Source organism: Lysinibacillus sp. JNUCC 51, from assembly GCF_015999525.1.
GTDB classification, from domain to species: Bacteria; Bacillota; Bacilli; order Bacillales_A; family Planococcaceae; genus Lysinibacillus; species Lysinibacillus xylanilyticus.
In genome coordinates this window covers 879,848-903,980 of sequence record NZ_CP065545.1, presented here as the reverse complement: position 1 = coordinate 903,980, position 24,133 = coordinate 879,848, and the positions used below count along the sequence as shown (strand labels likewise).

Below are 24,133 nucleotides of genomic sequence, written 5' to 3'. Positions count from 1 at the left end.
TAGGGAAGGATTGAATCATTAATGATAATGGAAGGCAGACGAACTTTTGGATTATTGCTGACGCTTGTCGTTACGTTTGCTATTGCACCGTTAATTGCCATTGTGCTTTATACATTTATGAGAGATGGGCAATTAGATGTTTCACAGATTAATAGAATGTTTGCCAATGAGAGAGTATGGCAAACGCTTGGAAACTCTATACTATTAGGAGTTTTAGTTATTATAGGGACAACAATTATAGCATTCCCCATGGCATTAATAAGAACGAAAACAAGCTTGTATAAATATAATTGGCTAGACATTGTTCTAACGATTCCGTTTATGACTCCACCGTATATTGGCTCGATGGGTTGGATATTGTTTATGCAAAATAATGGATTTCTCCAACAGCTATTTCCAAGTGCAGCTTGGATGACTGAAGCGTTCTTCTCCTTATCTGGAATGGTTATGATTATGAGTCTGCATCTTTTTCCTTTTTTATATTTAATGCTAAAAAATACGCTATTAAGAATCAATGGCTCCTTTCTTGATGCTGCACTAATTTTCGGTAGAAATCCTTGGAGAAATTGGACGAAAGTAGTATTGCCTTTATTGTTTTCTAGCTACGTTCTAGGGAGTTTGCTAATTTTCATCAAAACGTTAGCGGAATTTGGGACACCTGCAACATTTGGTAGTCGAATTGGTTTTCAAGTATTTACGACTGAAATTCATTCGTACCTATCGAGATGGCCTGTAGATATTAGTATGGCGACATCGCTGTCATTATTTTTATTGTCGGCTTGTCTCGTTATCTGGTATTTTCAAAATCTTATTGGACGCAAATATACATATAGCGTACTTTCAGGAAAAACATCAGCTATTCGTAGGATTAAAGATAAGTGGTATATCAAGCTCGGTTCATGGCTTTTTGTGGGGATCATCATTTTGCTATCAATCGGTATTCCTTACTTCTCGATTATCATGACATCTTTGCAAAAAGTAAGGGGAGATGGTTTACAAGCAGGCAATTTTAGCTTTGCCTCCTACCAGGCAGTATTTACAAGTGGAAGTGCTGGATTGTCAGCATTTTTAAATAGTGTTGTTTTCTCCATGATTACAGCTGTCGTTACAGCGATTATTGGTTTGTTCATTGCCTTATACATTAAAAAAGGAGAAACGAAAAAGCAGCAAGTATTAGATTTCTTTAGTTTGATGCCTAATATTATTCCTGGAATTGTTTTTGTAGTTGGGTTAATTATGTTTTGGAATGCACCGTGGCTACCAGCAACCATTTATAATACGAAAGCAATGGTTTTGGTCACGTATTGTGTACTTTTTTTACCGTATTCTGTGCAATATATAAAGTCCTCTTTATCACAATTAGATTCTTCGATATTCCAATCAGCAGCTATTTTCGGGAGAAGTAGTTGGGCTGTTTATCGACAAATCATCATTCCATTATTAATGCAGGGAATCCTTGCTGGGATGACGATGACGTTTATTATCTCAATGCGTGAGCTTGTCGCTGGATTACTTATTTTGCCCCCTTCAGTAGAGACTGGAGCAACATTTATTTACAGTCAATTTGAGCAAGGAAATGTCGGGGAAGGAATGGCTTTAGCAGTAATAACAGTCATCATGACCGTTATTTTCATGTTGCTGTTTGCCTGGTTACAAAAAAGGGGAGGGCATGCGGATGCTTAATGTAGAGATTTTAGGTGGGGTCGGTGAGTATGGCCGTAACTGCTTTTTCATTGAAAATAATGGACATGCTATTTTACTCGATTGCGGAGTGATGAACAATCGACAGAAGACTCCTCCGAATTTAACACGAGCTCATGTAGCGAAGGTTGATGCAGTGTTTATTTCTCATTCACATACAGATCATGTAGGTGCTCTTCCTTTACTTGAGACATTGGGATACAAAGGGCCGATAATTATGAGTAAAATGACTGCGCAGCAATTAAAACAGCCATGCAAACATACAAGAACCTTTAAACCAGAATCTATTGGACAGTGGTTAGTTGTTAGTAACTGTCTAGCCTTTCAATGGGGCTACAGTGGACATCTAATAGGGAGCGTTTGGTATAAAATTCGTTTTTTTGAGGAGGTGATATTTTACTCTGGCGATTATGTGGTGGATTCCTTTTTGTTGAAAGCAGAGCTGCCGATAGAGGACGGGACGGTATATGATGTAGCCATTATTGATAGCGGTCATGTTGAGAAGTGCATCAATAATTTAGAAGTATTACAGCAAATGACAGAATATATTAATGCAAATCCGGGCTGCCCAATTATTTTCCCATCTTCTTTTTCAGGAAAAACAGTAGATATTGCTACCTATCTTTTTCAGCATACGACAAGGGCGGTACGTGTAGATCATGATTTGTTGTCTTTATTTGATAATTATGATAAAGCTCCTGAAAATTTATTGGCTACCAAAACATTGTTGCAACAGTTTAAACTAGAATGTTTGGCAAAGAAAACAGAAAGTGAAAACGCCATTTATTTTATGCCTGAGCGTGATGAAGCGAAATTAGTGGAGCTACTTAATAATAAATCTACAGCTATAGTCATCTTTACAGGATATAGGAATAAAGGCGAATATAGAATGCGATTCTCCAAAAATCAATGCAAGGAATTTTTTTACAAAACGCATCCAGATTATCATGATATTATCGCACTATCTCAGAAAATACATGCACATAAAACAATCTATTTTCACAGTTCATTAACGAATAGCGAAACAACTTTCTTGCAATTACTTAAGGAGGAGATCATATGAAGAAATGTTTAGTGAATTTTTGTTTAATTGGCATTGTACTTGTTAGTATTATTGGCTTTGGTTCCACACAAGCGAAAGCAGCTATCGAGCCAGGGAATGAAATTAAATTCAATATTAAATCTGAGCTTTTCAGTGAATCGGATATTTTAAAAGTTTTCCAAGCTACAAAAAAAGATGAGGTAAAGGTATATTTCTTTGATACTTCAAATAAAGATTTCTTAAAAGAGGATTATATCCATCGTTTGCGTGTCTATAAAGGGAGCAATAAAATGGATATCACCTATAAAAAGAGATTTTTAAATACACCTCTAGATGAAGCAATCGCAATTACAGAAAGTCATGGCTTTACTGGAGCAGAGTCTAACTATAAATTTGAAATGGATATAAAGGGTGACAATCGTACATTTACCATAAGTCGTAAAGAATCATTAAAGACTACATCTAAAGTTTCCTATGATAATGTGGATACGAATGCGGCCAAAAAAATAATTTTAGAAAATGGTCCGAAGAAAATTTTAAATTGGGATTCTGAAGCATGGTATAAAAATACATTATCTCAAGCGGTAGTTTATGGTCCTGCAAAGGCAACGACATATATAGGAAGCTTTGCGGGCTATGAGGCAGATATTGAGATTTGGCAATATCAAGGAGAGATTATGGTAGAGCTATCAACGAAAGAGGAAGATGCATTAAAGGCCGCTGTTATAGAAAAAGAATGGCATGATCGATTAGAAACTGCAGGTTATTTAAGTGATGATCAACGTGGCAAAACGGCATTTGTAATGGATAAGTAATATAAATTAATTCGCGACACTTCTGGAAATGGTGAGCAAGCTATGGTGCTTGTCACTCGTTTAAAGAAGTAGAGCGAATTTTTCTTTTTGGTGTGAAGTAGAATAGAAGGTAAATAAAACAAAGAAAAATTTGTTCTAACTTTTACATTTTAGCTTACACTTACTATAGGACGAACTTAGTGTTGAACAAGGGAGGAAATGACATAGCGAAAAAAATGGGAATTGTCGCGCTACTTATATTCGGTGTTTATGTGCTGTGTATGTATTGGTATATATTCCACAGTGGTGGAGGTACAATACCACGAGCGATGCAGGGGACAGCTGCAGATCCAGTGATGTTTATGTCTGAAAAAGAACTATACTTAAGCGGTGAATATTCTAAAATACGGAACTTCCTATTCTTTGTTGCTACACCTTTGGAATGGTTAATCTATTTCATGATATTAATTATGGGCGTATCACGTTATTTCGAAAAAGTAGCTACATCACAAACAAAATGGAAGCTGTTGCAAAATGCAAGTTACTTATTCTTATTATCACTTTTACTATATGTTGTACTATTTCCACTCAATTATTATCGTTACAATTTAAGCAAAACCTACGGAATTAGTACGCAAGGTTTTTCGTCATGGATGCGAGATGGCATTATTGATTTTTGGGTCAACTTTGGCATGAGTTTTATTATCGTGACTGTCCTTTATTGGCTCATCAAAAAAAGTGCCAAAAGATGGTGGCTATATGCATGGTTTCTAACGATTCCATTTACAATATTTGTTATGTTTATTCAACCTGTAGTCATTGATCCATTATATAATGATTTTTATCCGCTAAAAAATAAAGAGCTAGAGGCGAAAATTTTGTCAATTGCTTCACAGGCGAATATACCAGCAGAGCACGTATATGAAGTCAATATGGCAGAAAAAACAAATGCCTTAAATGCCTATGTAACGGGTATTGGCAGTAATTCGAGAATTGTGCTATGGGATACAACCTTAAATCGTTTAACAGATAACGAAATATTATTTATCATGGCACATGAAATGGGACACTATGTTGAGAAGCATATTTATTTTGGCATTGCTGGATATCTTCTGTTGTCATTGATAGGCTTATGGCTGACGGCGAAATGTTTGAGATGGTTCATTGGGCGTTACGGAAAGGAATTAAAAATTAAAAAAATCGGTGATATAGGCTCTTATCCATTGTTCTTACTCCTAACATCTGTTTTATTATTTGCATCGAGCCCTCTGTCGAATTATGTTTCGAGGTATCAGGAAAATAGAGCTGATCAATATGCGATTTCACTAACGGGAGATCGAGAGTCCGCAATTACTGCATTCCAGAAGCTAACGATATCTGGTTTGAGTGAGGTAAATCCACAGTTACTCGTAAAGTGGTTCCGCTATACACATCCGCCAATGCTTGAACGTATTTATAAGGTAGCGGAGAAATCTGAAGAGAATAAAGAGGAGCCATTAAAAGAAGTGCCGATAAAAGAGGAGCAGAAAAAAGAATATCAGAAGAAATAAATGTCGTTGTTTTCACAGCAATAGTACCATATTCGGGTTTTTTGAACGAATAAGTTGGGTATTCTAAGGGAAAAGAAGTATAAAACTCGTTCGTTTATGATAGGGGAATTGTTATGCGAAATATTGTCGTTATTACACTTTCATCAATATTAGTCGCCTTTGCCTACAATCTTTTGTTAATTCCACATGAGATTTTAAGTGGCGGATTAAGCGGGATTGCTATCATGCTTGGTATTATTACACCCTTGAATACAGGGGTTTTAAATTTACTATTGAATTTGCCTTTGCTTATATTAGGGGTTTTGAAGCTAGGGAAACGATTTATTGGCTATACCATTCTTTCTGTAGTCGTATTGTCGGTAAGCTTGTATATTATTCCGGTTTATAAAGCTACACAAGATCCAATTCTTGCCTCATTATTTGGTGGTGTTATTGTGGGCTTAGGGTTGGGCATGATTTTTCGTGCGGCAGGTTCTTCTGGTGGTTTTGATATTATAGCGATGCTGCTAAGTCGCAAACGAGATTTTCCACTTGGTACTTTAATCTCTGCGATGAATGGTATCGTTGTAGCTATCTCCGGATTCGTTTTTAGCTGGGATGCGGCACTACTGACGCTCGTATCAATTTATGCTACAGGGAAGGTTGTCGACACTATTCATACGAGTCATATTAAATTGACAATGATGATTATTACGAGCAAGGGCGAGGAAGTAAAACAGCAGTTACTGCAAAAGCTTCATAGAGGTGTAACTATTATGGATGCAAAGGGTGCTTATTCAGGCGAAGGGCGAAAAGTTTTAATTACCGTCATTACACGCTATCAGCTTGCCGATGTTAAAGCTATGATCAAGGAAGCGGATGCCAAAGCATTTGTCAATATATTACAAACTACCGAAGTCATCGGCGTGTTTGATAGAGGCATAAAGTAATGGATGTTTTGTAATAACGAGTTATGATGACGCTCTGCTTTCTCAAGGTTCCTAAGAAGCTCAGTAGATGATTTGAAAAAATTAAATATTTCCTCTGCACACGTTATTGATTACAATTAAAATAATCGAACGTGTGTTTTTTTTATTTTGATATGAAAAGGGGTTAAATAATGAACAAAGAAACAATTCATGCAAATTGCCTAAAGCTTCGTGGAACAACGTATGATTTCAAAGAAGAATGGCAAGCGGATCGCTATCATATAGGTGGTAAAATGTATGGGATGATGGGCGGAGACGCTACTGGAAGACCGGTACTTACATTAAAATGTGAGCCTAATCGAGCCGAAGAGTTGAGAGAAGCTTATGAAGGTATTATTCCAGGTTACTATATGAATAAAACACATTGGAATTCAATCTATATGGATGCAGATGACGTGCCATTTGATTTAGTTGAAAATTTAATCAAACATTCCTATGAGTTAGTTTTTGGAAAGCTAACAAAAAAAGCTCAGCAGGAAATTAATTTAATGGAGGAAATGAAGTAAGAGTACCAGTAGATGAATACTAGTGCGCAATGTAAAGCCTCGCGTAAAGAAGTGGGAGTTAATTCGAGGAAGAAATGCTATGGTAGGCCAAAGAACTGATCAGGTGCAAGGAAAAAGTGCTCGGTTCCAACTGGTTTTGTTCTATCTACGAAAAGGAATACCTTAGAAGCAGTGAATCCTCACGCGAAACAATTTGAAATAAAAAAAGAATCTGCAAGTTTCTCTAACTTAATCTCGGAGAAAACAGATTCTTTTTTTATGTTACCTAGTTATATCCACGTTCACCAAATGGCTGAAGCTTGTCGAGCCATTTTTGTTCCAGCTTTTCTAGCTCTTTTTTTGCATCGAAATAGCCTTCTTCTTTTTTCTTCAAATATTCCACAACTTCAATATCGAAGGCATCCTTGCCGAGTGTGTTGTAATCGGCTTGTAGCTCTTTATTAGTATGTGTATTTGTTTTTAACATAAATTGAAAGCCGTTTAAGCGTTTTAAATTATTGAAGCTGCCAACAAACGTTTTACCATTTTGTTTATTGGTCATTGTAAAAACGCCAGCTTCGATTTTTATTTCTTTATACATTTCTTTTAATTCTTTTTTATGGTCCATTGGAAACCCTGCTTTCTTATTTTTTTATCCAGTAAGCACTGCCATCCTCTTGTCGATCCATGAAGCCGTATTCGATTAAATAGCGACGTATTTGCACATAGTCCTCATATATCGGTTGAATCATTTCGTTTAATTCTTTTTCGGAATACTGTTTTGTTTTATCGAAAAGCTTTGTGATTGCACGGAGTACTACAATTTTATGCTTTTCACGTTTTGGAAAGCGGACAAGTTCTTTACCAATACCGTCTGGAAAGTACTTTTCAAGTAATTGCTGTTCTTCAGAAATCGTAATATTATAACGATCGTCGACCATCGTAGCCGTTTTGTGAATAGGTACAAAGCTGTCTTCCTTTTGATTTTGTTCTTTTAATAGTTCCATCATTGCAAGGAAGGTTTTCGCTTGACGTTCCTTTTCTTTAAGGGTAAAGCGATGATGACGTATCGTTGTTGCACTACCAATCTCCAATTCTTCTTTAATGTCTTGATCGGTTTTTCCTTCATAAAATAAGCGTAAAATATGACTTTGATGATCAGTTAGCCCTGTCATTTTTTTATTTAGACCATTTAAATAATGAAATACAGATCGATGTGCAGCAGTAATATGATGTTGCATAAATTTTTCTGCCTCGTAGAGAACGCCTTCATATGGATAAATAATACCCTTTTCAATCTTTTCCCCGCAAAGCAAACAAGTGAAATGTGTTGTTTCATCATTGTAGCCTTTTTTTATGTCATGGATCGAAGCCTGCCAAAATAATTCATTTACATCCATTAAATGTCCTCCTGAAAAACAAACGATTAATAATTTTGTTTGCTTATTTATTATTAAAATAACAAATTGTTTAATTAAAATCAATAAAAAACACACCGTTTTATAAACGATGTGCGAAAATGTTTATTTATTTTTCTTTTTAAAAATAATAATAGATAAGATTGCTAGCACAATAATTGTGACAACAATAATGATAATGCTTGTTGAGGTACTTAGTATATTTCCATGAAGGTCATAGACTATACCATACATTTTTTTGTATTCTTCTACCTGTGAAGCAGGCGCACCTTCGAAAACCTTGGAAATTGAGCTTTCCATAAAAGAATTGCGTAATAGTAAAGTTGTATGACTGATAGGGAAATACATAATAAGGTTTTGAGCAAAACTTGGAAGTGCACCAACAGGTACATATACGCCACATAAGAAACCGAGTGCTGTACCGACGATTGTACTGAGCGTTGAAAATGAATGTTGGCTGTTAGCAAGTAACACAAGGAAGAGATTAAAAACACTGGCAAGTAACACTGATAAAAATAGTAATCCTACTACTTTTAAGAAATCCCCGAAGTTTAGTAGCCCACCGCCTGTTGATACGATAAAAATTTCACAGCCAATGAGGGCGATAAAGGAAAGGATACAGCCAATGAAAAAGGCATTTAATACATAGCTAAATTGAATGGTTGCTCGCGAGATAGGAGCTGTTAGAAAATCAGCCTGCGCTTTTGATTCAAGATCCCTTACAGCAATGCCATACGCAGCGAGTGTAGTAGAAACAGCGGTCATAGAAAGTAAACCTGCGACAATCCATTCATTAACCATCGTTACCAACGCTGGAGTAGCCTTTGTCACTTCTTCAATGGCATTAACTTGCATTTTTTGAAGAAATACTGCGTAAAGGACAATGACAATAATGACAGAAAGTAGCGAGTAGAAGACTTGTGTTTTATCACGTCTAAAAACCTTATTATTGCGTTTTACTAAGCTAAATAATGCTTCCATTAAGCTGCGCCTCCCTCGGCCATAATATGAAGAAAGACATCATCCATCGTACCTTTGATTACTTCAAACGAAGCAATAAGTGGTTCTGCATTTTTTAATAGCGTTAAAGCATGAAGTGTCGATTCGACTTGGATGGAGAAAATACCTAGCTTTTCAGTATAGGAGATGGCATTATCTTCGAGCCACTGTATCCCTTCAGAACTATTATGAAAAACAATTGCCATTGAATCATAGGCGTATTTTGTTTTAAGTTCATCAGGTGTCCCTTCAGCAACAATTTTTCCTTCCTTTAAGACGATAACTTGATGAGCGACTGCCGCTTCTTCCATATAATGAGTTGTTAAAAAAACAGTCATGTTTGTTTCGAGCTGAAGTTGCTTAACGGCTTGCCAAACAAATTGACGCGTTTGTGGATCAAGCCCAGTTGTTGGTTCATCTAAAAACAATATTTTCGGTCGATGGATAAGGGCTCGAGCGATATCAGCACGTCTTTTTTGACCACCCGACAAAGTTCCGTATTTGCGCTTTTCTATATCATCTAGATGCAAATATGTTGAAACGAATTGATAATTTTCGATTAATTGTTTTTTAGATAAGCCATATGTTTTACCACGGTGAAGTATATTTTCCTGCACCGTTAATCGTTCATCTAGTAAACTTTGCTGGAATACGACACCAATGGATTTTCGAATTTCCGCATTGTCGTTGCTTGCATCAAGTGTATAACCATTAATGTTTACAGTACCGTTTGATTTTTTTAATAATGTACAGAGTATTTCAATGGTCGTTGATTTTCCCGCACCATTCGCACCTAAAAAGGCGAAGAGAGAGCCTTGTTCAACCGTAAATGAAATACCTTTTACGGCCTGAAGATCGCCGTATTGCTTACATAGATTTTCAACTTGTATAGCAAAGGTCATATTGTTTATTCCTTTCTTTTTTGAATTACTTGATTGATTTTTGCAATATCATTTTTTTGAAGTACATAAATAATGCACCAAGCGAAAAAGAAAATAATAGCTTCACTTATAAAAATAGACGTAATGCTTGAATTTTCAAACCAGCGCCCGAAATAACCTGCAATCAACACACACAGGGTAACTGCAATTACATGTAGAATAAACTGAGCAATAAAAGGTAAACGCTCGATATCAAAAATGATGGACAGCAAACCAATTACAGCTCCAAGTATGGCGGCGATGATAATTTGTTCAAGTAATTCCGATCCTGACATTACAGCGTTATTAGATATAACACTTAATGTTACTAAGACGTAGGAAGAGCTAAGTGATATGAGTATTCCAATAATCATCATACGAATAAATTTCATATTATGAATCCCTCCCGATACCTAAGTGGTGTTTTAGTTCTTTTAAATATTTGCGGCTAACATGGACGGACACATCGTTTTCTAAAATCAGTTCTGTTGTACCGATTTTACCCATTTGAATAGAGGCAATTTTATTAATGTTAACGAGTGTCGATTTACTGACTCGGGCAAAGTCTTTTGCTAACTGTGCTTCCAGCTCATATAATTTCCGCTTCGTTTCGAATTCCTGTTCCTCGGTCTGCAAAAATACTTTAGCACCCTCAGCGTAAATAGAGTAAATATCTGAAATTTTTAGCATATGAATTTCCTGTTGAAAGTAGCCATCTAGCATGGTTGTTTGTGAAGCTTTAAGCTGCTTCATCAGTCGCTCAATTTGCTCGGTGTATTCCTTTGCATGTATATGAATCTCGGTTTCTTCTAGCTCACTATTGATTGTTAAATGAATTTTCATAGGAGGCCTCCTTTATATCTCCACTATGGAGAAACACTGAATCAGGTAATAATAATGTAGCATAGAAAATTTTAGGGTGAAGAAAATCTTGGATAAGTGGTTAAACTTTGTAGATAACAGGTTCAAATTTAACGATATATGACCTTGTAGAAAAAGTGATGAAGTAGAAAAATAGGCAATTTCACGGCATAATAGAATGATATAGTCACGAGGGGTTGCTTCTATGTTTATTTTTGACAAGCACATGTTTATTACATTATGCATTGGTTTAACAGGTGCGATTTTATTTAATGTATTACATATTCCAATGCCATGGTTACTTGGAGCTATTACGGCAGTGCTAATTGTTCAGTTATTGACGAAAGTACAATTGAAATGGCATAAATATTTCCGTAATTTTGGTTTAATTGTTGCGGGGTATTCCATTGGTTTTGCGTTTACACCGGATGCGGTGCAGGATATTAAACAATTTTTAGGAAGTATGATTGTTTTAAATGTATTATTTATTGTATTGTTTTTTTGCGTTAGTTATTTAGTAGCAAAACGAGCGGATTTAGATTTTGCGACCGCGTTAACATGCTGTGTGCCTGGTGGCATGTCACAGGTCGTAGCCTTTGCCGAGGAGCAAGGGGATATGGATATGGTCGTAATTACGTTTTTCCAAATATTAAGGGTTCTTTTAATTGTCGGCTTTGTCCCATTAATGGTTTCAGGCTCTGGGGGAACTGGTTTAGTTGTCAACGGAGCATATACATGGGGCCTAATAGCTTTACTTGCTGTAAGTGGAGTAGCGGGTTGGTTGGCACAAAAGGCTAAAATTCCGACAGGCTATATGCTTGGTCCAGTTTTTTTATTAATGGGCATAAATATTGCAGGGATTGATGTACCAAAATTGCCGTTGTCACTACTTCATATTGCGCAGCTAATGCTTGGAATTTACATCGGACTTTTATTGAAAAAAGAGGATTTACATTTATCGAAGAAGCATGTGTTTTACGCATTTGTATCGGCGGGTATCTTTATTGGCGCAGCTTATGGTTTAACATTTATTATGAAGAGTTTATACAGCCTTGATTTTAAAACAGGCTTTTTAAGCATTGTGCCAGGTGGACTTGATCAAATGGGAATTATTGCCGCTTCCGTGCATGCAAATGTCACGATCGTCACAGCATTTCAGCTATTCCGAGTGCTGGTCGTATCTGTTTTCCTTGTACCGTTTGTGAAAATGTTTGTGAAAAAGGTGAAAACGTAGAGTGATAGGGGAATATCCTCAGATTTAGCATGAGAATATTTATAAAAAATCTCGCACTTTTCCAATCTTATAGCTATTCATTTTAGCTTCTTTCTGTAAATGTTTTTTGTAGCTAGAGTTGATTTTTTATAAAAAACACATTTGAAATAATTGTCTTAATGCCTCCGGAAATTTTTCTTTTCCAATTTATCGGAATTATGGTATTATAAAGTTAACTATTATGAACGGAGGTGAAAAGGAATGAATAAAAACGCTACGAAAACATGTGTAAAAGTGGATACAGCTATGTATTTTGCACGTGTGATTACTTTCGATTTTGCGAACAACGGGATAGGTCTGTCCATTTTTAAGCAAAATCAAATATCAAACGTAGCGAATTAACCATTCTTTTTCACAAATTAATGAGGAAAAGACTGCTTGTTAATCGAGCAGTCTTTTTTGTGTCTATAGATGTTTTTCGCACGTTTCATTGGAGGAAAAAACGATGCAAATTAAGGCTGAGCAAATACAAAAAATTATTGGTGGAAATGTTTTATTTGAAGGGCTTCAAGTAGAAGTAAATACAGGGGAGCATGTTGCCATTGTTGGCGTGAATGGCAGTGGAAAAACGACTTTATTACAGTTACTAGCTGGTTCGGATACACCGGATAAGGGGCGAATTATAAAAAGTAAGGAAGCGACGATTGGTTATTTACATCAAATTCCACAATATCCTATGTTCTCAGTGAAGGAAGTGCTGGAGGAAGCATTTGCGGAAATTTATGCATTAAAGGCAAAAATGACAAAGCTTGAGCAGGAAATGCAGTTAGCTGTAACAGATAAGGTACTGCAGCAATATGGTCATGTGCAGGAACACTTTATGTTGCAAGGTGGCTATGAAATTGATGCGCAATTAGCGACGATTGCAAATGGTCTAGGTATTACACCATTGCTTGAGCAGCTTTTTAGTAGCTTAAGTGGTGGGGAGAAAACGAAGGTGATGCTTGGGCAAATCCTGTTAAGTAATCCTTCTATTTTGCTATTAGATGAACCGACGAACCATTTAGATATGCAGGCAATCGAATGGTTAGAAAATTATGTGCGAAACTTTGCAGGGATTGTTATTGTAGTATCACATGATCGCCATTTTATGAATCAAATGGCTCAAAAAATAATTGAAATTGAAGATGGAGAGGCATTTACGTATATCGGCAATTACGATGCATTTGTAGCACAAAAGGAAGCAAAGGTTGAACAGCAATTTGCTCAATACGAAGAACAGCAAAAGAAAATTAAAAAAATGCAGGAAACAATAAAGCGCTTAAAGCAATGGGCAAATGAAGCGAATCCGCCAAATGCTGGCATGCATCGTCGTGCTAAAAGTATGGAAAAAGCACTAGCCCGTATAGAGCGTGTGAAGAAGCCTTCAACGAAAAAGAAAATGAATTTAGCTTTAACAATGGCTGAGCGTAGTGGTAAAGAGGTTGTGCAAATGAGGGGCATTAGCCATGCATTTGAGAAACCATTATTTAAGGAAAGTAATTTAGCGGTTTACTTCGAAGAACGACTGGCAATTGTTGGTGGCAATGGCAGTGGGAAATCAACGTTATTAAAAATGATGCTAGGTGAAATAGAACCGAATGAAGGTGTTTGTCATGTCGGTAGCAGTGTTAAAATTGGTTACCTTTCACAGCAGTTTGAGCATAAAAATCCTGCCATTCGTTTAATAGATGCCTTCCGTGAGAGCGTCTCTGTGTCAGAGGCTGAAGCACGTCATATTCTTGCTCAGTTTTTATTTTATGGCTACGACGTTTTTAAAAAAGTGAAGGATTTAAGTGGCGGTGAAAAAATGCGCTTACGTCTAGCTCAGTTAATGTATGAGGATATTAATTTATTGATGCTGGATGAGCCGACCAATCATTTAGACATTGAAGCAAGAGAGGTATTGGAGGATACACTGGAATCCTTTGAAGGGACCATAATAGGTGTTTCTCATGACCGTTATTTTTTACAAAAGATTTTTACTAAAGTTGCATGGATTGAGCATGAAACGATTCAAGTATTTGAAGGCGATTATGAATGGGCAAGACAAAAACGCTTAGAAGTAGCAAAAGAACCAGTAATAAAAGAAATACCTGAAAAGTCCTATGCTGCTAAAAAAGAGATATCAATTGAAGAACAAATTGAAAAGCTCGAAATGAAATTAAAAGAGCCCACACTTGCCAAGGAGCAAAGTCAAAAGCTTGAGCAGCAGCTAGAGGATTTATATGAAAGATGGATTGAGGGAGGAACAGAAAATGCAAAAAATTGAGCACATCATGCAGTTAGATATTGATTATATTAAAAGTTTTAGTGAGATGGAGACATGTCACGAAGGAGTATTATTTTATAATAAGGAAATGCCGACATATTATGACGCTAATCATGCACACATTTGGAAGAAGATTACCGAGCCAGATATGTTTTTAAACAAAATCAAAAATTTCTATCAGTCAAAATCTCTGATTCCAAGATTGTATTTATACAACGTGGAGGAAAATCAGTCATGTATAGAAGTGCTAGAGAATCATGGCTTTCAATATGAAAGTTTTATTGATGATGTACAGTGTTGGAACGGTGAATACTTACAATTACCACATAATCCAGCAATACAAATTGAACGTGTAACAAATGCCAATATGGAGGAAGCATTAGCTGTAGAAATGAGTATTTCTACATTTGGGGAGCCTGCATTAATCAAAAAAGCCTTTGAGGAAACTTATCATTCTCCGCATTTTACGTACTATTTATTAAGATTGGATGGCACACCTTGCTGTACTGCCAATATTTTCGTCTCAGGAAATCAAGGGAGAGTCGAGAGTGTAGCAACACTTGAAAGCCATCGAGGTCGAGGTTTGATTGGATATATTTTGCAGCATATACAGCAAGAGTCGATAAAGCAGGGGTTAGAATATCTCTGGATTTTACCTATTAATGAACAGGTTGCAAAGGTCTATGATAAGGCAAATTTCAAATCAGTAGGTAAAATAAAATCAATTCATGCCTTTACTGAGGGAAAAAGCATTAAGCAAATACGACAAGATTCTTAATTAAGATATAAGATAAAAAAATTCGCCTTACTCCTGTAGGACAGCAATCCAAGTGGGATTCTCCTACAGGAAAAGAGCGAATTTTTTTAAGCTAGAACGTTACCTGCCAATTTTTATTACATGTTGCATGAATAGATGGGTGTTTTAAAATATAATCTGCAATTAGTTCCGTTATATCAATTTGTATTTCCTTTACGACAGGACGATTTTTTAAAAAATCAAAATTCCCCGCCCCAGTTGCACGATAGCTACTCATAACAACGTCGAACTTTTCATCCATCTTTATAGGCTCACCGTTGATGGTAAGCTTAGTAACACGCTCACCAATAGGCTTTGAAATATCCAAAATATATTCGATTCCTTCCCACATATCATAATTATAAGGCTGTGCTTTAGGATAAAGAAAAGACTTGGTTACTTTCAGTTCTCCTGCTTCCACAGTAAAATAAGTCGCTGATTGTTCAAGGGCGAGTAAGATGTCGAGCCCCGATAAACGAAGAACTTTTAATGTATTCGCGTAAATATAGTTTGTAACAATATCACGAATCGTTACCTCTTGCTTTAATCCTCCACACTCATCGTGAAAGAGCGCTGTACAAGAAATAGAAGATCCAGATGCCTCCATTTGAATATGATTTATAAATTCGATATATGGATGCTCTTGAATACGTGCCAAAAATGTATTCTCGATTAGCATATTTCCTTGAATGATCCCAATCGTTTCATCTAACCATGCCTCTGTTTTGTCGAAAGTAGGGGAGATGATGGCGCAAACAGATGTATTTGGTTTTATATCCTCCGTAACATATATCAGTGATGGTGTATGGGTAATAGAGTGGATTTTCTTTTGACTGTCCATCATAATTTTTAGTTCTATACTAGCTAAGCAAATTCCTTTAGTGTTAGGCTGTACTATTGATTTTCCCATAAATGTTGTACTAATTTCACGATGCTGATGACCGGAAATGATGATATCTACTTCTTCGATTTCAGTACATATACGATATCCTTGATTTTCCCCGTCTTCTTTTTCGAGTAAATCTCCGGTTTCTAGACTTCGCTCAAATCCTCCGTGGTAGCAAAGAATAAGAACATCAATTTGCTCATTTGAGCGTATCCATTTTGCCCAGTAGCTTGCACTAGAGAAAGCATCTTCAAAACGAAGCCCACTGATATGATCCGGTTTCTCCCATTTAGTTACGAAATGAGTTGTAACGCCTAAAATAGCTATGCGAACGCCTTCTATTTCTTTGATGATATAGGGCTTAGTAAAGTGCTGGCCATTATTCGTTAAAATGTTGGCGCCTAGCCATGGGAATTTGGACTGGCTTATTACAGATTGTAGGGCAGGTAACCCATAATTAAATTCGTGATTACCGAATATCATCGCATCATATTGAAGAGCATTGGCAACCTGTATTAATGGATTAGGCTCTTGTGTTTGAAACTTTTGATGATAATAGGTCAACGGGCTTCCTTGAATAAAATCTCCGTTATCAATTAAAATTGTTGGCCCTTCCAACCTTTTTTCCTGAATGATTGTTGCTATTTTGGCTAAACCAAGAGCCTCATTGTTTGTATTCCGGAAAGTTGTGGGCATTATATAACCGTGAATATCACTAGTCGCAAGTATTTGTATTTTTTTTAAAGTCATGAGAAGTCCTCCGTTAGTTAGTATATCCATAGTATATAAAGTTATTTTTAATAATTTTGCATATTTACGATATCAAAATATTGTTTTACATATAAGAACTATATATTTACTTTCTATTAATACCAGGAAAATATTTACTGTATACTCGGCCTAGTTGGAGCTGGTGGAATAGGAGCACCACTTATTTTTGCTATGCATGCCTATAAGTGGTCAGAGGTAGGAGCTATTTTATTGGGACTTATTTTGCTTATTTTAGTAGTGGAGTTTGTTTCAAATCGTATACGAACAAAGTTAGTTAGAGGATGAAGTGGTAAAATTTTTATCATAATAAAAAATTCAAAAATCCTGAATAGTATCGACTATTCGGGATTTTTGAATTATTGTTCAAAAGAAGGATTTTCAATCTTTAAAAGTTTTTTACTTGAAAAAATGTCGTATTCGATTTATTGTCTTTAGAGATACTTGTTTAATGGACTTGGAGGATATGGAATGCACGGAATTTATATACGCTATAATGTCTCAGAAGAAACCCCAGCAGCACAATGGCCCAAAAAAATGGATGCATTTGCGTATGTTCAACGAGGAAAGCCACAACAAGACAATGGCAACTTGCTGTCGATGGAAGAGCTGAAAAGCCATGCAATTCGCTATATTAAAAGCTTAAAAGACAATGCAAGTGATCATTTAGTAGAGCAACGCAATGGTGAAATTGAGCACTTTGATCGACGCTATATGGAATCCTTAAAGCTAAAGGAAAGCATCGATTCACAGCTTATTAATCTAGAAGAAATTCGTTTACTTTTACAGTTAATGAATGTCTTGAATTTATCACATGGTTTCGGAGAAAATGCTGGCAAGCTACTACGTCAAATTACCCCATATGCAAAAGAGGTAGAGCACCCAACATTCCAAACAACTCGTGTTGAGCGACATTTTTATTCAGAACTAATTGAACAAATTGAAGCAGTATATGCACGAATTATGCGTCAACACAACCCATCAACGACTGAAATGCAGCATTCAGAAAAGATATGGACAGCAGTTTGTGAGCAAGCAATTGAAAAGGTAGAATCGCGAATTGAACGCTTGTCTTCTATCAAGTTAAAGCATGAGAAAAATTTGCTAGAGTTTAGTCAATTAAAACAGCAAAATATTGAGGCAAAGGAACGTCTAGATATTGCTGTCACTGATCTTGATGCTATTTTAAATGTACTAGAATCCTAAATGCATTGTTAATGCCTATATAAAGCGGTTTGAGGGGGGAGCTATGAGCTAGCCCTATTTTCAATAGCTGTCAAATGTGTCGGTGGAATCGAAAGAACTACCAACACATTTAGAAGGCAGTGAAAAATAAGAAACCAGTAATCGCTTGGTCAAAAGTTTTACGTCAAAGATTTCAAGGTAGCCGAACTTCATAACAAAATTGAAAAGACATACTTCAGTTTCCTAAATGGCAATTGAAGTATGTCTTTTATTATATAGATGATAAAAACAAGCACCATTCTTTGTTGAAACACTCGATCCCCAAGGACCCAGGATTATGAATTCAAACAAATTGTTCCAGTTTTTATACCAGTTGGACCGTTAAACCCTGGAATTGTATCGATTACTGTATTTGTTGCTAAATCGATGACAGACACAGTTTGGTCAAGTTGATTTGTGACATAAGCAAGTGTCCCATCCGGTAAGATGGTTACTTGGTCAGGGGATAATCCTACAGGGATTGTAGCAATCACCAAATTTGTTATTGTATCTATGACAGATACAGTATTATTACCTTTATTTACAATGTAAACAAATGCTCCATCAGGTGTAATGGCAGTTCCCACAGGTCCTAATCCTACAGGAATTGTAGCAACTACCGTATTTGTTGCAGTATTAATTACAGATACAGTATTACTACTTTCATTTGTAACGTAAGCAAATTGTCCATTCGGTGTAATAACGATTGATCTTGGGCGAAGTCCGACAGGGATTGTAGCAACCACCGTATTTGTAGCCGTATTTATAACGGATACTGAACCTGGGTTGGGAAGTATGTTTTCGTTTGCAACGTAAGCAAATGCACTATTCGGAGTGAAAGCTATACCTTGAGGTAGGACCCCTACTGGAATAGTAGCGGTTACGGTATTTGTAGCTGTATCTATGACAGATACAGAATTAGCTCCAGGTCCATGATTTGATACATAAGCAAGTGCTCCATTTGGTGAAATCGCTACACCAAGAGGCTGACTTCCTACCGGAATGGTAGTGACTACTGCGTTTGTTGCAGTATCAAAAACCGTTACATTATTCGAGAAGAGAGCTGGAACATAACCAAATGCTCCATTTGGTGTAATCGCTACTTCTAGTGGGGCCGTTCCTACTGGAATGGTAGCGACTATTGTATTTGTCGCTGTATCAATTACTGATACCCTATTATCAGGAGTAGCTACCTGACCAGCGTCTGTAACGTACACTAAAAAATGACAAGGTGGAGGAGGTGGTGGTTCAGGTATAAATGGTGGTGTAAATGGTGGCTTACAACGACAAGGGCAACAAAAACCACAACAATTACAATGGCAACTTGGATTTGATCTAAACTTGAATTTTATAAATTTATTTTCTTTGTCCACAATGCACACCCTTTCTATCATATATTTTGATACATTGATACATTGATACTATATGCAAAAAGACTTATGTTGCTTGTACGCTTTACCTTAACTAAATAATTTTGAACAGCGTAGTTTACAATCATTGCTTGTTTCATAAATAAAGTGTTTGCTAATGATTCTTCGAAGAGGTCTTTATTAAAAATGACTTAACCTAAAATGAATGACAAGAATCATAAGAAAAGCATGTCTGCCGATTGAAGCTTCCAAATAAAGCTCAATCAGTGACATGCTTTTTGTTATATAAAAATCGATGGATAATACCATAATGTGTGGTTGATTTCCGTTCCGATTAGGTCCGATGAGCCGCTTGGGCCAACAAATGTTTTCTGTGCGAAAGCGGAGCGGCAGCAACAAATGTTTTCTGTGCGAAAGCGGAGCGGCAGCAACAAATGTTTTCTGTGCGAAAGCGGAGCGGCAGCAACAAATGTTTTCTGTGCGAAAGCGGAGCGGCAGCAACAAATGTTTTCTGTGCGAAAGCGAAGCGGCAGCGGCACGAAATTGGTCACGAAGGCGTTATCACAGGTGCTCTTAGCCTTCGTTCCTCTATTGCTAATCCCCCGAAGGAGTCAGTCGCCCAGCCCCCACTACAATCAACTAACTATGGTATATGTTTTAACAATAAAACTTATTTACTGCTTTTCTTTTTCCTCAGACTGCTCTTTCTTTGATTGACGAAAAATACGCAATAAATCGAGCGCAAGTAACAGTACGATAATATAAAAAATAGGACTGTTAAAGGATAGACCTATTTGTGACTCGCCTCCAAGCAATGTTAATACAATCCAAAGCCCTACTGTATATACTGTTAAGCCAACATAGGCTTTTTTTGAAAGCTTTTTATATCTATCTTTGTCTGAAGCGATTTGTATGATTACAAGAGCCATTAATATAAGAAGGATTATTTTTTTTGATAAAATCTCAGCTATTGTAGTGTGTGGAAAGAAATCATTGACGAATAGTAAGGTGAAAAATACAAGAATACAAAAATTTAAAATTGTAGAAAGTCTCATGCAATATCTCCTTAGTTGAAAGTATTCCTTTTATTGTAGCATGGCTAATAAGAAGTTTACGATTTCAAAAGTAGTCATTGGAAAATTAAGAAAATGTTAAAAATTCCGAAACTTTTCGCAGGCTTCATCCGTATAGTAGGTAATACAATGAAAAGGGGTGAGAAACTTGACGCTATTTGGCTATTCACTCGAGCAGATCTTTTTAGTGGGATTAATATTCGGGGGTCTTGCAACTCTTTTATTTACGTTTTTTAGTGATGCTGTTGAGGGCATTGGAGAGGGACTGCCGATTTTTAATCCAAGTGTCATTCTATCTTTCATTACGTTGATGTCAGCAACAGGATTTATTTTAGAAAAATTAGCCTTCTTCCCTAGCGTTTGGAACATTGTTGCTGCTTGTATCATCGGAGCTATTTTAAGTGCACTATTTTATTTATTTGTTCTTGTTCCGCTACGATCGGCCGATGTATCGTTAGCTTATACAGAAGAATCGCTTGGCGGACAGTTAGGAAAAGTTATTGTTCCAATCCCGACTAACGGTTTTGGAGAGGTAGTTATTGAAACAACTAGTGGAATGATTTCCAAGCGAGCAACAGGATTTGACAATGAGGCTATCGATTACGATACGACGGTACTTGTTGTAGAAGTTAAGGAAGGAACACTTTTTGTGAGATCTTATGATAAGAAATTTTTATAAAGGGGCGATATTTATATGTCAATGGAGATTTTAATTGTTCTAGGGATTGTAGCCTTTGTTTTAATTGCACTAGTTGCACTTTATGTGACAAAGTATCGTACAGCGGGTCCTGATGAAGCACTGATTGTAACTGGTAGCTATCTTGGCTCAAAAAATGTACATAAAGATGAGTCAGGAAATCGTATAAAAATTATCCGAGGTGGCGGTACATTTGTTTTCCCGATTTTCCAGCAAGGACAGCCATTAAGCTTGTTGTCTAGTAAGCTTGATGTGACAACACCTGAAGTGTATACGGAACAGGGTGTACCGGTTATGGCCGATGGAACAGCTATCATAAAAATTGGTGGTTCCATTTCTGAAATTGCTACGGCAGCGGAGCAGTTTTTAGGGAAGCAAAAGGAAGAGCGTGAAAATGAGGCACGTGAAGTGTTAGAAGGTCATTTACGTTCAATTTTAGGTTCAATGACGGTTGAGGAAATTTATAAAAACCGTGATAAATTCTCTCAGGAAGTACAACGTGTTGCATCTCAGGACTTGGCGAAGATGGGTCTGACAATCGTTTCCTTTACGATTAAAGATGTACGTGATAAAAATGGCTACTTAGAATCCCTTGGTAAGCCACGTATTGCACAGGTTAAACGTGATGCGGATATAGCTACCGCAGATGCAGAAAAGGAAACACGTATTAAGCGCGCTGAAGCATCGAAAGAAGCACAAAAGGCAGAACTTGAACGTGCGACAGAAATTGCAGAAGCAGAAAAAGAAAATCAATTAAAGGTAGCAGAATTCCGTCGTGAGCAAGATATCGCTAAGGCGCGTGCTGACCAAGCGTATGAACTTGAAACGGCTCGAGCGAAGCAAGAAGTTACTGAACAAGAAATGCAGATTCGCATTATCGAACGTCAAAAGCAAATTGAATTAGAAGAAAAAGAGATTTTACGTCGTGAGAAGCAATACGATTCAGAAGTTAAGAAAAAGGCTGATGCTGATCGTTATGCTATCGAGCAAAACGCAGCTGCAGCAAAAATGCGTGAGCTAGCACAGGCAGATGCGGAGAAATACCGTATCGAATCATTAGCACAAGCAGAAGCGGAGAAAATTCGTTTGGATGGTCTTGCGAAAGCAGATGCTGAGCGTGCAAAAGGGGAAACAGATGCGGATATTATTCGTCTTCGAGGTTTAGCAGAAGCCGAGGCAAAGCGTAAAATTGCGGAAGCATTCGAATACTATGGTCAAGCAGCTGTCCTCGATATGATTGTACGCATGATGCCAGAATATGCGAAAGAGCTTGCGAGTCCACTTGGCAATATCGATAAAATTACGGTTGTTGATACTGGCGGTGGAGAAGGAAATGGTGGTGCTAATAAAGTAACTGCTTACGCAACGAATTTAATGTCAACATTACAGGAATCGTTAAAGGAAACTTCAGGGATTGATGTGAAGGAACTAATTGAAAGCTATGCAGGTAAACATACATTGCGTCCAGAGCTAGAGCGAATAGCAGTAGGCTTAGGAGAGCAAGCACCAGCTTCAGCTAGTGAAACGCAAGGCGAGATAAAAGAAGCAGTTGAACAAAAATAAAAATAGTAGCCGCCTGATATCAGGCGGCTACTATTTTTATCTTACCTTAACTTGTTTCCACTCACTAGCGAGCATACCGTAAGCTACATGGTCAACATAATGATCATAAAGCCACTCTGCTGCACGAATCGTACCTTCTTTGGTAAAGCCAAGACGCTCAGGAATGGCACGGCTTTTTGCGTTGCCAACAGCAGCGCGAATTTCGACTTTATTGAGTTGTAAATCCTCAAAAGCATACTGTAATAAAGCCAATACAGTCTTCGTCATAATACCATGTCCTTGAGCGCCTTCACTGAGCCAATAGCCGATAGCAGCTATTTTATTGCTATGATTAATAGTATTAAAGCCAGCAATACCGACTATTTCATTTCGAAAAATGATGGCAAGAGTGAGGCTGCTTTTAGCTTCGTGTCCTTTTATACAGCCTTCAATATATGTCGTTGTATCTGCTACTTCTTTTGTAAAATCCAGCCAAGGCAACCATTCACGTAAATATGCTCGTGATGCATCCGTTAAGGCAAAAACAGCGTTAGCATCTTCTAATTCGACAGTACGTAAAGATAATTCCGGATTAATTGTAATTTTCAATGTTATTCACCTCTTTATTATTTTAAGGCATCATGCATAAAGCCCTTCATTTCACGACTAAGAACAGTTAACTCCTCAATGATTTCACTAAAATTTAGAACGAGCTGAGCCTATTCATTTGTTGCTTCATTGATTTGCCCCATATTTTGCTTAAGGTTTTCAAGGTTTCTATTTATATTTTTGTAGAGATGCTTCAATGTTGTCCGTGGCACTTGATGTTTCGAATGAGCTTTCTAACTTCCTACGCAACGATGTTAAAGCCAGCGCCATGCTGACCTGCGCGAGCCGCCTCGATAGATGCATTTAAGCCGAGTAAATTTGTTTGGCGAGAAATGCTTTTTATTAAATCTGTTACTTCATTTGTTTTCTCTGAATATTCAAGGTCGTGCTGTGCTTGTTTGCTAATTTCTTCACTTGTTGCTGCTAATTCCTCTGAATGTGAGGCAATAGTATGTATTTTGTCTTGTAGGCTGTTTACAATGCTATCCATTGTCACCATATAATTCTCGAGTTTAAGCTCATTGTCAATCGGTAGTCCAAATGCTAGGGCACCTACGACTTTACCATTTTCACGGATTGGAAATGAAAAAGCATTGATGGCAACGCCGTATACATCCTTCGGTATAACGACATCGGCATTTTTCCTAGTAAAGGCAATGAAAACATTTTGGTCATTAGCATTTACTTTTTGTCCATCTAGATAGCCTGAATCTACACGTTTGCCAGCGAAATATTTTACAACCGTCTCACTTTCCTTCTCAACGACAGCCACAATTGCCTCTTCTTTTAATGCTAGGTGAATATAAGGTGCTGAAAATGCTAAAGCTTCAATAATTTTTATGAAAATTCCTCCAAGTTTATGGAACGAAAATAGTTTAGTCATCTGAGCCCATTTTGCCAATGATT

General features: G+C 37.0%; 23 protein-coding genes and 2 pseudogenes. 14 read left to right on the top strand and 11 right to left on the bottom strand.

Features of this window, described 5'->3' with window-relative positions:
* The first annotated feature begins 21 nt into the window (after positions 1–21).
* From JNUCC51_RS04710 to JNUCC51_RS04685, 6 genes are all read left to right on the top strand, one after another.
* Positions 22–1,683, top strand: coding sequence for an ABC transporter permease (locus JNUCC51_RS04710; protein ID WP_337991047.1), 1,662 nt, complete (start codon positions 22–24; stop codon positions 1,681–1,683).
* Complete coding sequence (locus JNUCC51_RS04705; RefSeq protein WP_337991046.1) at positions 1,676–2,764, top strand: MBL fold metallo-hydrolase; 1,089 nt, start codon at positions 1,676–1,678, stop codon at positions 2,762–2,764. Before JNUCC51_RS04710 ends, JNUCC51_RS04705 begins: the two co-directional genes overlap by 8 nt.
* On the top strand, positions 2,761–3,558 hold the full coding sequence (locus JNUCC51_RS04700) for a hypothetical protein (RefSeq protein WP_337991045.1): 798 nt from the start codon (positions 2,761–2,763) through the stop codon (positions 3,556–3,558). The genes JNUCC51_RS04705 and JNUCC51_RS04700 overlap by 4 nt, the downstream gene beginning before the upstream one ends.
* A gap of 203 nt (positions 3,559–3,761) precedes the next feature.
* Positions 3,762–5,087: a M48 family metallopeptidase gene (locus tag JNUCC51_RS04695; protein WP_337992184.1), complete on the top strand. Its 1,326-nt coding sequence runs from the start codon at positions 3,762–3,764 to the stop codon at positions 5,085–5,087.
* A 113-nt stretch (positions 5,088–5,200) separates the two neighbouring features.
* Complete coding sequence (locus JNUCC51_RS04690) at positions 5,201–6,016, top strand: YitT family protein (RefSeq protein WP_337991044.1); 816 nt, start codon at positions 5,201–5,203, stop codon at positions 6,014–6,016.
* Positions 6,017–6,186: 170 nt separating this feature from the next.
* Positions 6,187–6,561, top strand: coding sequence for an MmcQ/YjbR family DNA-binding protein (locus JNUCC51_RS04685; RefSeq protein ID WP_337991043.1), 375 nt, complete (start codon positions 6,187–6,189; stop codon positions 6,559–6,561).
* 265 nt (positions 6,562–6,826) lie between these two features.
* Here JNUCC51_RS04685 and JNUCC51_RS04680 read toward each other — a convergent pair whose 3' ends face one another.
* The 6 genes from JNUCC51_RS04680 to JNUCC51_RS04655 form a co-directional block, all read right to left on the bottom strand.
* Positions 6,827–7,168: a GIY-YIG nuclease family protein gene (locus JNUCC51_RS04680; protein ID WP_100544644.1), complete on the bottom strand. Its 342-nt coding sequence runs from the start codon at positions 7,166–7,168 to the stop codon at positions 6,827–6,829.
* A 16-nt stretch (positions 7,169–7,184) separates the two neighbouring features.
* Positions 7,185–7,940: a DUF2087 domain-containing protein gene (locus JNUCC51_RS04675; RefSeq protein WP_337991042.1), complete on the bottom strand. Its 756-nt coding sequence runs from the start codon at positions 7,938–7,940 to the stop codon at positions 7,185–7,187.
* A gap of 123 nt (positions 7,941–8,063) precedes the next feature.
* On the bottom strand, positions 8,064–8,939 hold the full coding sequence (locus tag JNUCC51_RS04670; RefSeq protein WP_337991041.1) for an ABC transporter permease: 876 nt from the start codon (positions 8,937–8,939) through the stop codon (positions 8,064–8,066).
* Positions 8,939–9,859 (bottom strand): ABC transporter ATP-binding protein, encoded by a 921-nt coding sequence (locus JNUCC51_RS04665; RefSeq protein ID WP_337991040.1) that lies wholly within the window; start codon positions 9,857–9,859, stop codon positions 8,939–8,941. Before JNUCC51_RS04665 ends, JNUCC51_RS04670 begins: the two co-directional genes overlap by 1 nt.
* Positions 9,860–9,864: 5 nt before the next feature.
* Complete coding sequence (locus JNUCC51_RS04660; protein WP_337991039.1) at positions 9,865–10,269, bottom strand: DUF3021 domain-containing protein; 405 nt, start codon at positions 10,267–10,269, stop codon at positions 9,865–9,867.
* Position 10,270: 1 nt separating this feature from the next.
* Entirely contained in the window at positions 10,271–10,720 is a 450-nt protein-coding gene (locus JNUCC51_RS04655) for a LytTR family DNA-binding domain-containing protein (protein ID WP_100544639.1), read from the bottom strand.
* A 223-nt stretch (positions 10,721–10,943) separates the two neighbouring features.
* Between JNUCC51_RS04655 and JNUCC51_RS04650 the strand changes: the two genes are divergently transcribed.
* From JNUCC51_RS04650 to JNUCC51_RS04635, 4 genes are all read left to right on the top strand, one after another.
* On the top strand, positions 10,944–11,972 hold the full coding sequence (locus tag JNUCC51_RS04650) for an AbrB family transcriptional regulator (protein ID WP_337991038.1): 1,029 nt from the start codon (positions 10,944–10,946) through the stop codon (positions 11,970–11,972).
* A 240-nt stretch (positions 11,973–12,212) separates the two neighbouring features.
* Positions 12,213–12,353, top strand: coding sequence for an RAxF-45 family protein (locus tag JNUCC51_RS04645; RefSeq protein WP_166672191.1), 141 nt, complete (start codon positions 12,213–12,215; stop codon positions 12,351–12,353).
* 103 nt (positions 12,354–12,456) lie between these two features.
* Positions 12,457–14,262, top strand: a complete 1,806-nt coding sequence (gene abc-f, locus JNUCC51_RS04640) for a ribosomal protection-like ABC-F family protein (protein WP_337991037.1) — start codon at positions 12,457–12,459, stop codon at positions 14,260–14,262.
* The gene (locus tag JNUCC51_RS04635) at positions 14,249–15,040 is read left to right on the top strand and encodes a GNAT family N-acetyltransferase (protein WP_337991036.1); all 792 of its coding nucleotides are present in this window, start codon (positions 14,249–14,251) and stop codon (positions 15,038–15,040) included. Before abc-f ends, JNUCC51_RS04635 begins: the two co-directional genes overlap by 14 nt.
* A gap of 91 nt (positions 15,041–15,131) precedes the next feature.
* Here the strand turns inward: JNUCC51_RS04635 and JNUCC51_RS04630 are convergent, their stop codons facing one another.
* A complete protein-coding gene (locus JNUCC51_RS04630) occupies positions 15,132–16,694 on the bottom strand; it encodes a bifunctional metallophosphatase/5'-nucleotidase (protein WP_337991035.1) in 1,563 nt (520 codons plus the stop codon).
* Positions 16,695–16,835: 141 nt separating this feature from the next.
* On the opposite strand from JNUCC51_RS04630, the pseudogene JNUCC51_RS04625 reads away from it, so the two are divergent.
* Together JNUCC51_RS04625 and JNUCC51_RS04620 are read left to right on the top strand one after the other, a co-directional pair.
* Positions 16,836–17,000, top strand: a pseudogene (locus tag JNUCC51_RS04625) (phosphonate ABC transporter, permease protein PhnE); the annotation flags it as partial.
* Between the two features lie 183 nt (positions 17,001–17,183).
* Positions 17,184–17,918 (top strand): hypothetical protein, encoded by a 735-nt coding sequence (locus tag JNUCC51_RS04620; RefSeq protein ID WP_337991034.1) that lies wholly within the window; start codon positions 17,184–17,186, stop codon positions 17,916–17,918.
* 314 nt (positions 17,919–18,232) lie between these two features.
* Here JNUCC51_RS04620 and JNUCC51_RS04615 read toward each other — a convergent pair.
* Positions 18,233–19,225 (bottom strand): annotated as a pseudogene (locus JNUCC51_RS04615) (choice-of-anchor I domain-containing protein); the annotation flags it as partial.
* Positions 19,226–19,980: 755 nt separating this feature from the next.
* Entirely contained in the window at positions 19,981–20,361 is a 381-nt protein-coding gene (locus JNUCC51_RS04610) for a hypothetical protein (RefSeq protein WP_049666919.1), read from the bottom strand.
* A gap of 166 nt (positions 20,362–20,527) precedes the next feature.
* Here JNUCC51_RS04610 and JNUCC51_RS04605 point away from each other — a divergent pair, with 166 nt between their 5' ends.
* A complete protein-coding gene (locus tag JNUCC51_RS04605; RefSeq protein ID WP_337991033.1) occupies positions 20,528–21,058 on the top strand; it encodes an NfeD family membrane protein in 531 nt (176 codons plus the stop codon).
* Positions 21,059–21,073: 15 nt separating this feature from the next.
* On the top strand, positions 21,074–22,639 hold the full coding sequence (gene floT / locus JNUCC51_RS04600) for a flotillin lipid rafts scaffold protein FloT (RefSeq protein WP_337991032.1): 1,566 nt from the start codon (positions 21,074–21,076) through the stop codon (positions 22,637–22,639).
* 36 nt (positions 22,640–22,675) lie between these two features.
* On the opposite strand, the gene JNUCC51_RS04595 is transcribed toward floT, so the two are convergent.
* On the bottom strand, positions 22,676–23,227 hold the full coding sequence (locus tag JNUCC51_RS04595; RefSeq protein WP_337991031.1) for a GNAT family N-acetyltransferase: 552 nt from the start codon (positions 23,225–23,227) through the stop codon (positions 22,676–22,678).
* 241 nt (positions 23,228–23,468) lie between these two features.
* The gene (locus tag JNUCC51_RS04590; protein WP_337991030.1) at positions 23,469–24,110 is read right to left on the bottom strand and encodes a methyl-accepting chemotaxis protein; all 642 of its coding nucleotides are present in this window, start codon (positions 24,108–24,110) and stop codon (positions 23,469–23,471) included.
* Positions 24,111–24,133 lie beyond the last annotated feature (23 nt).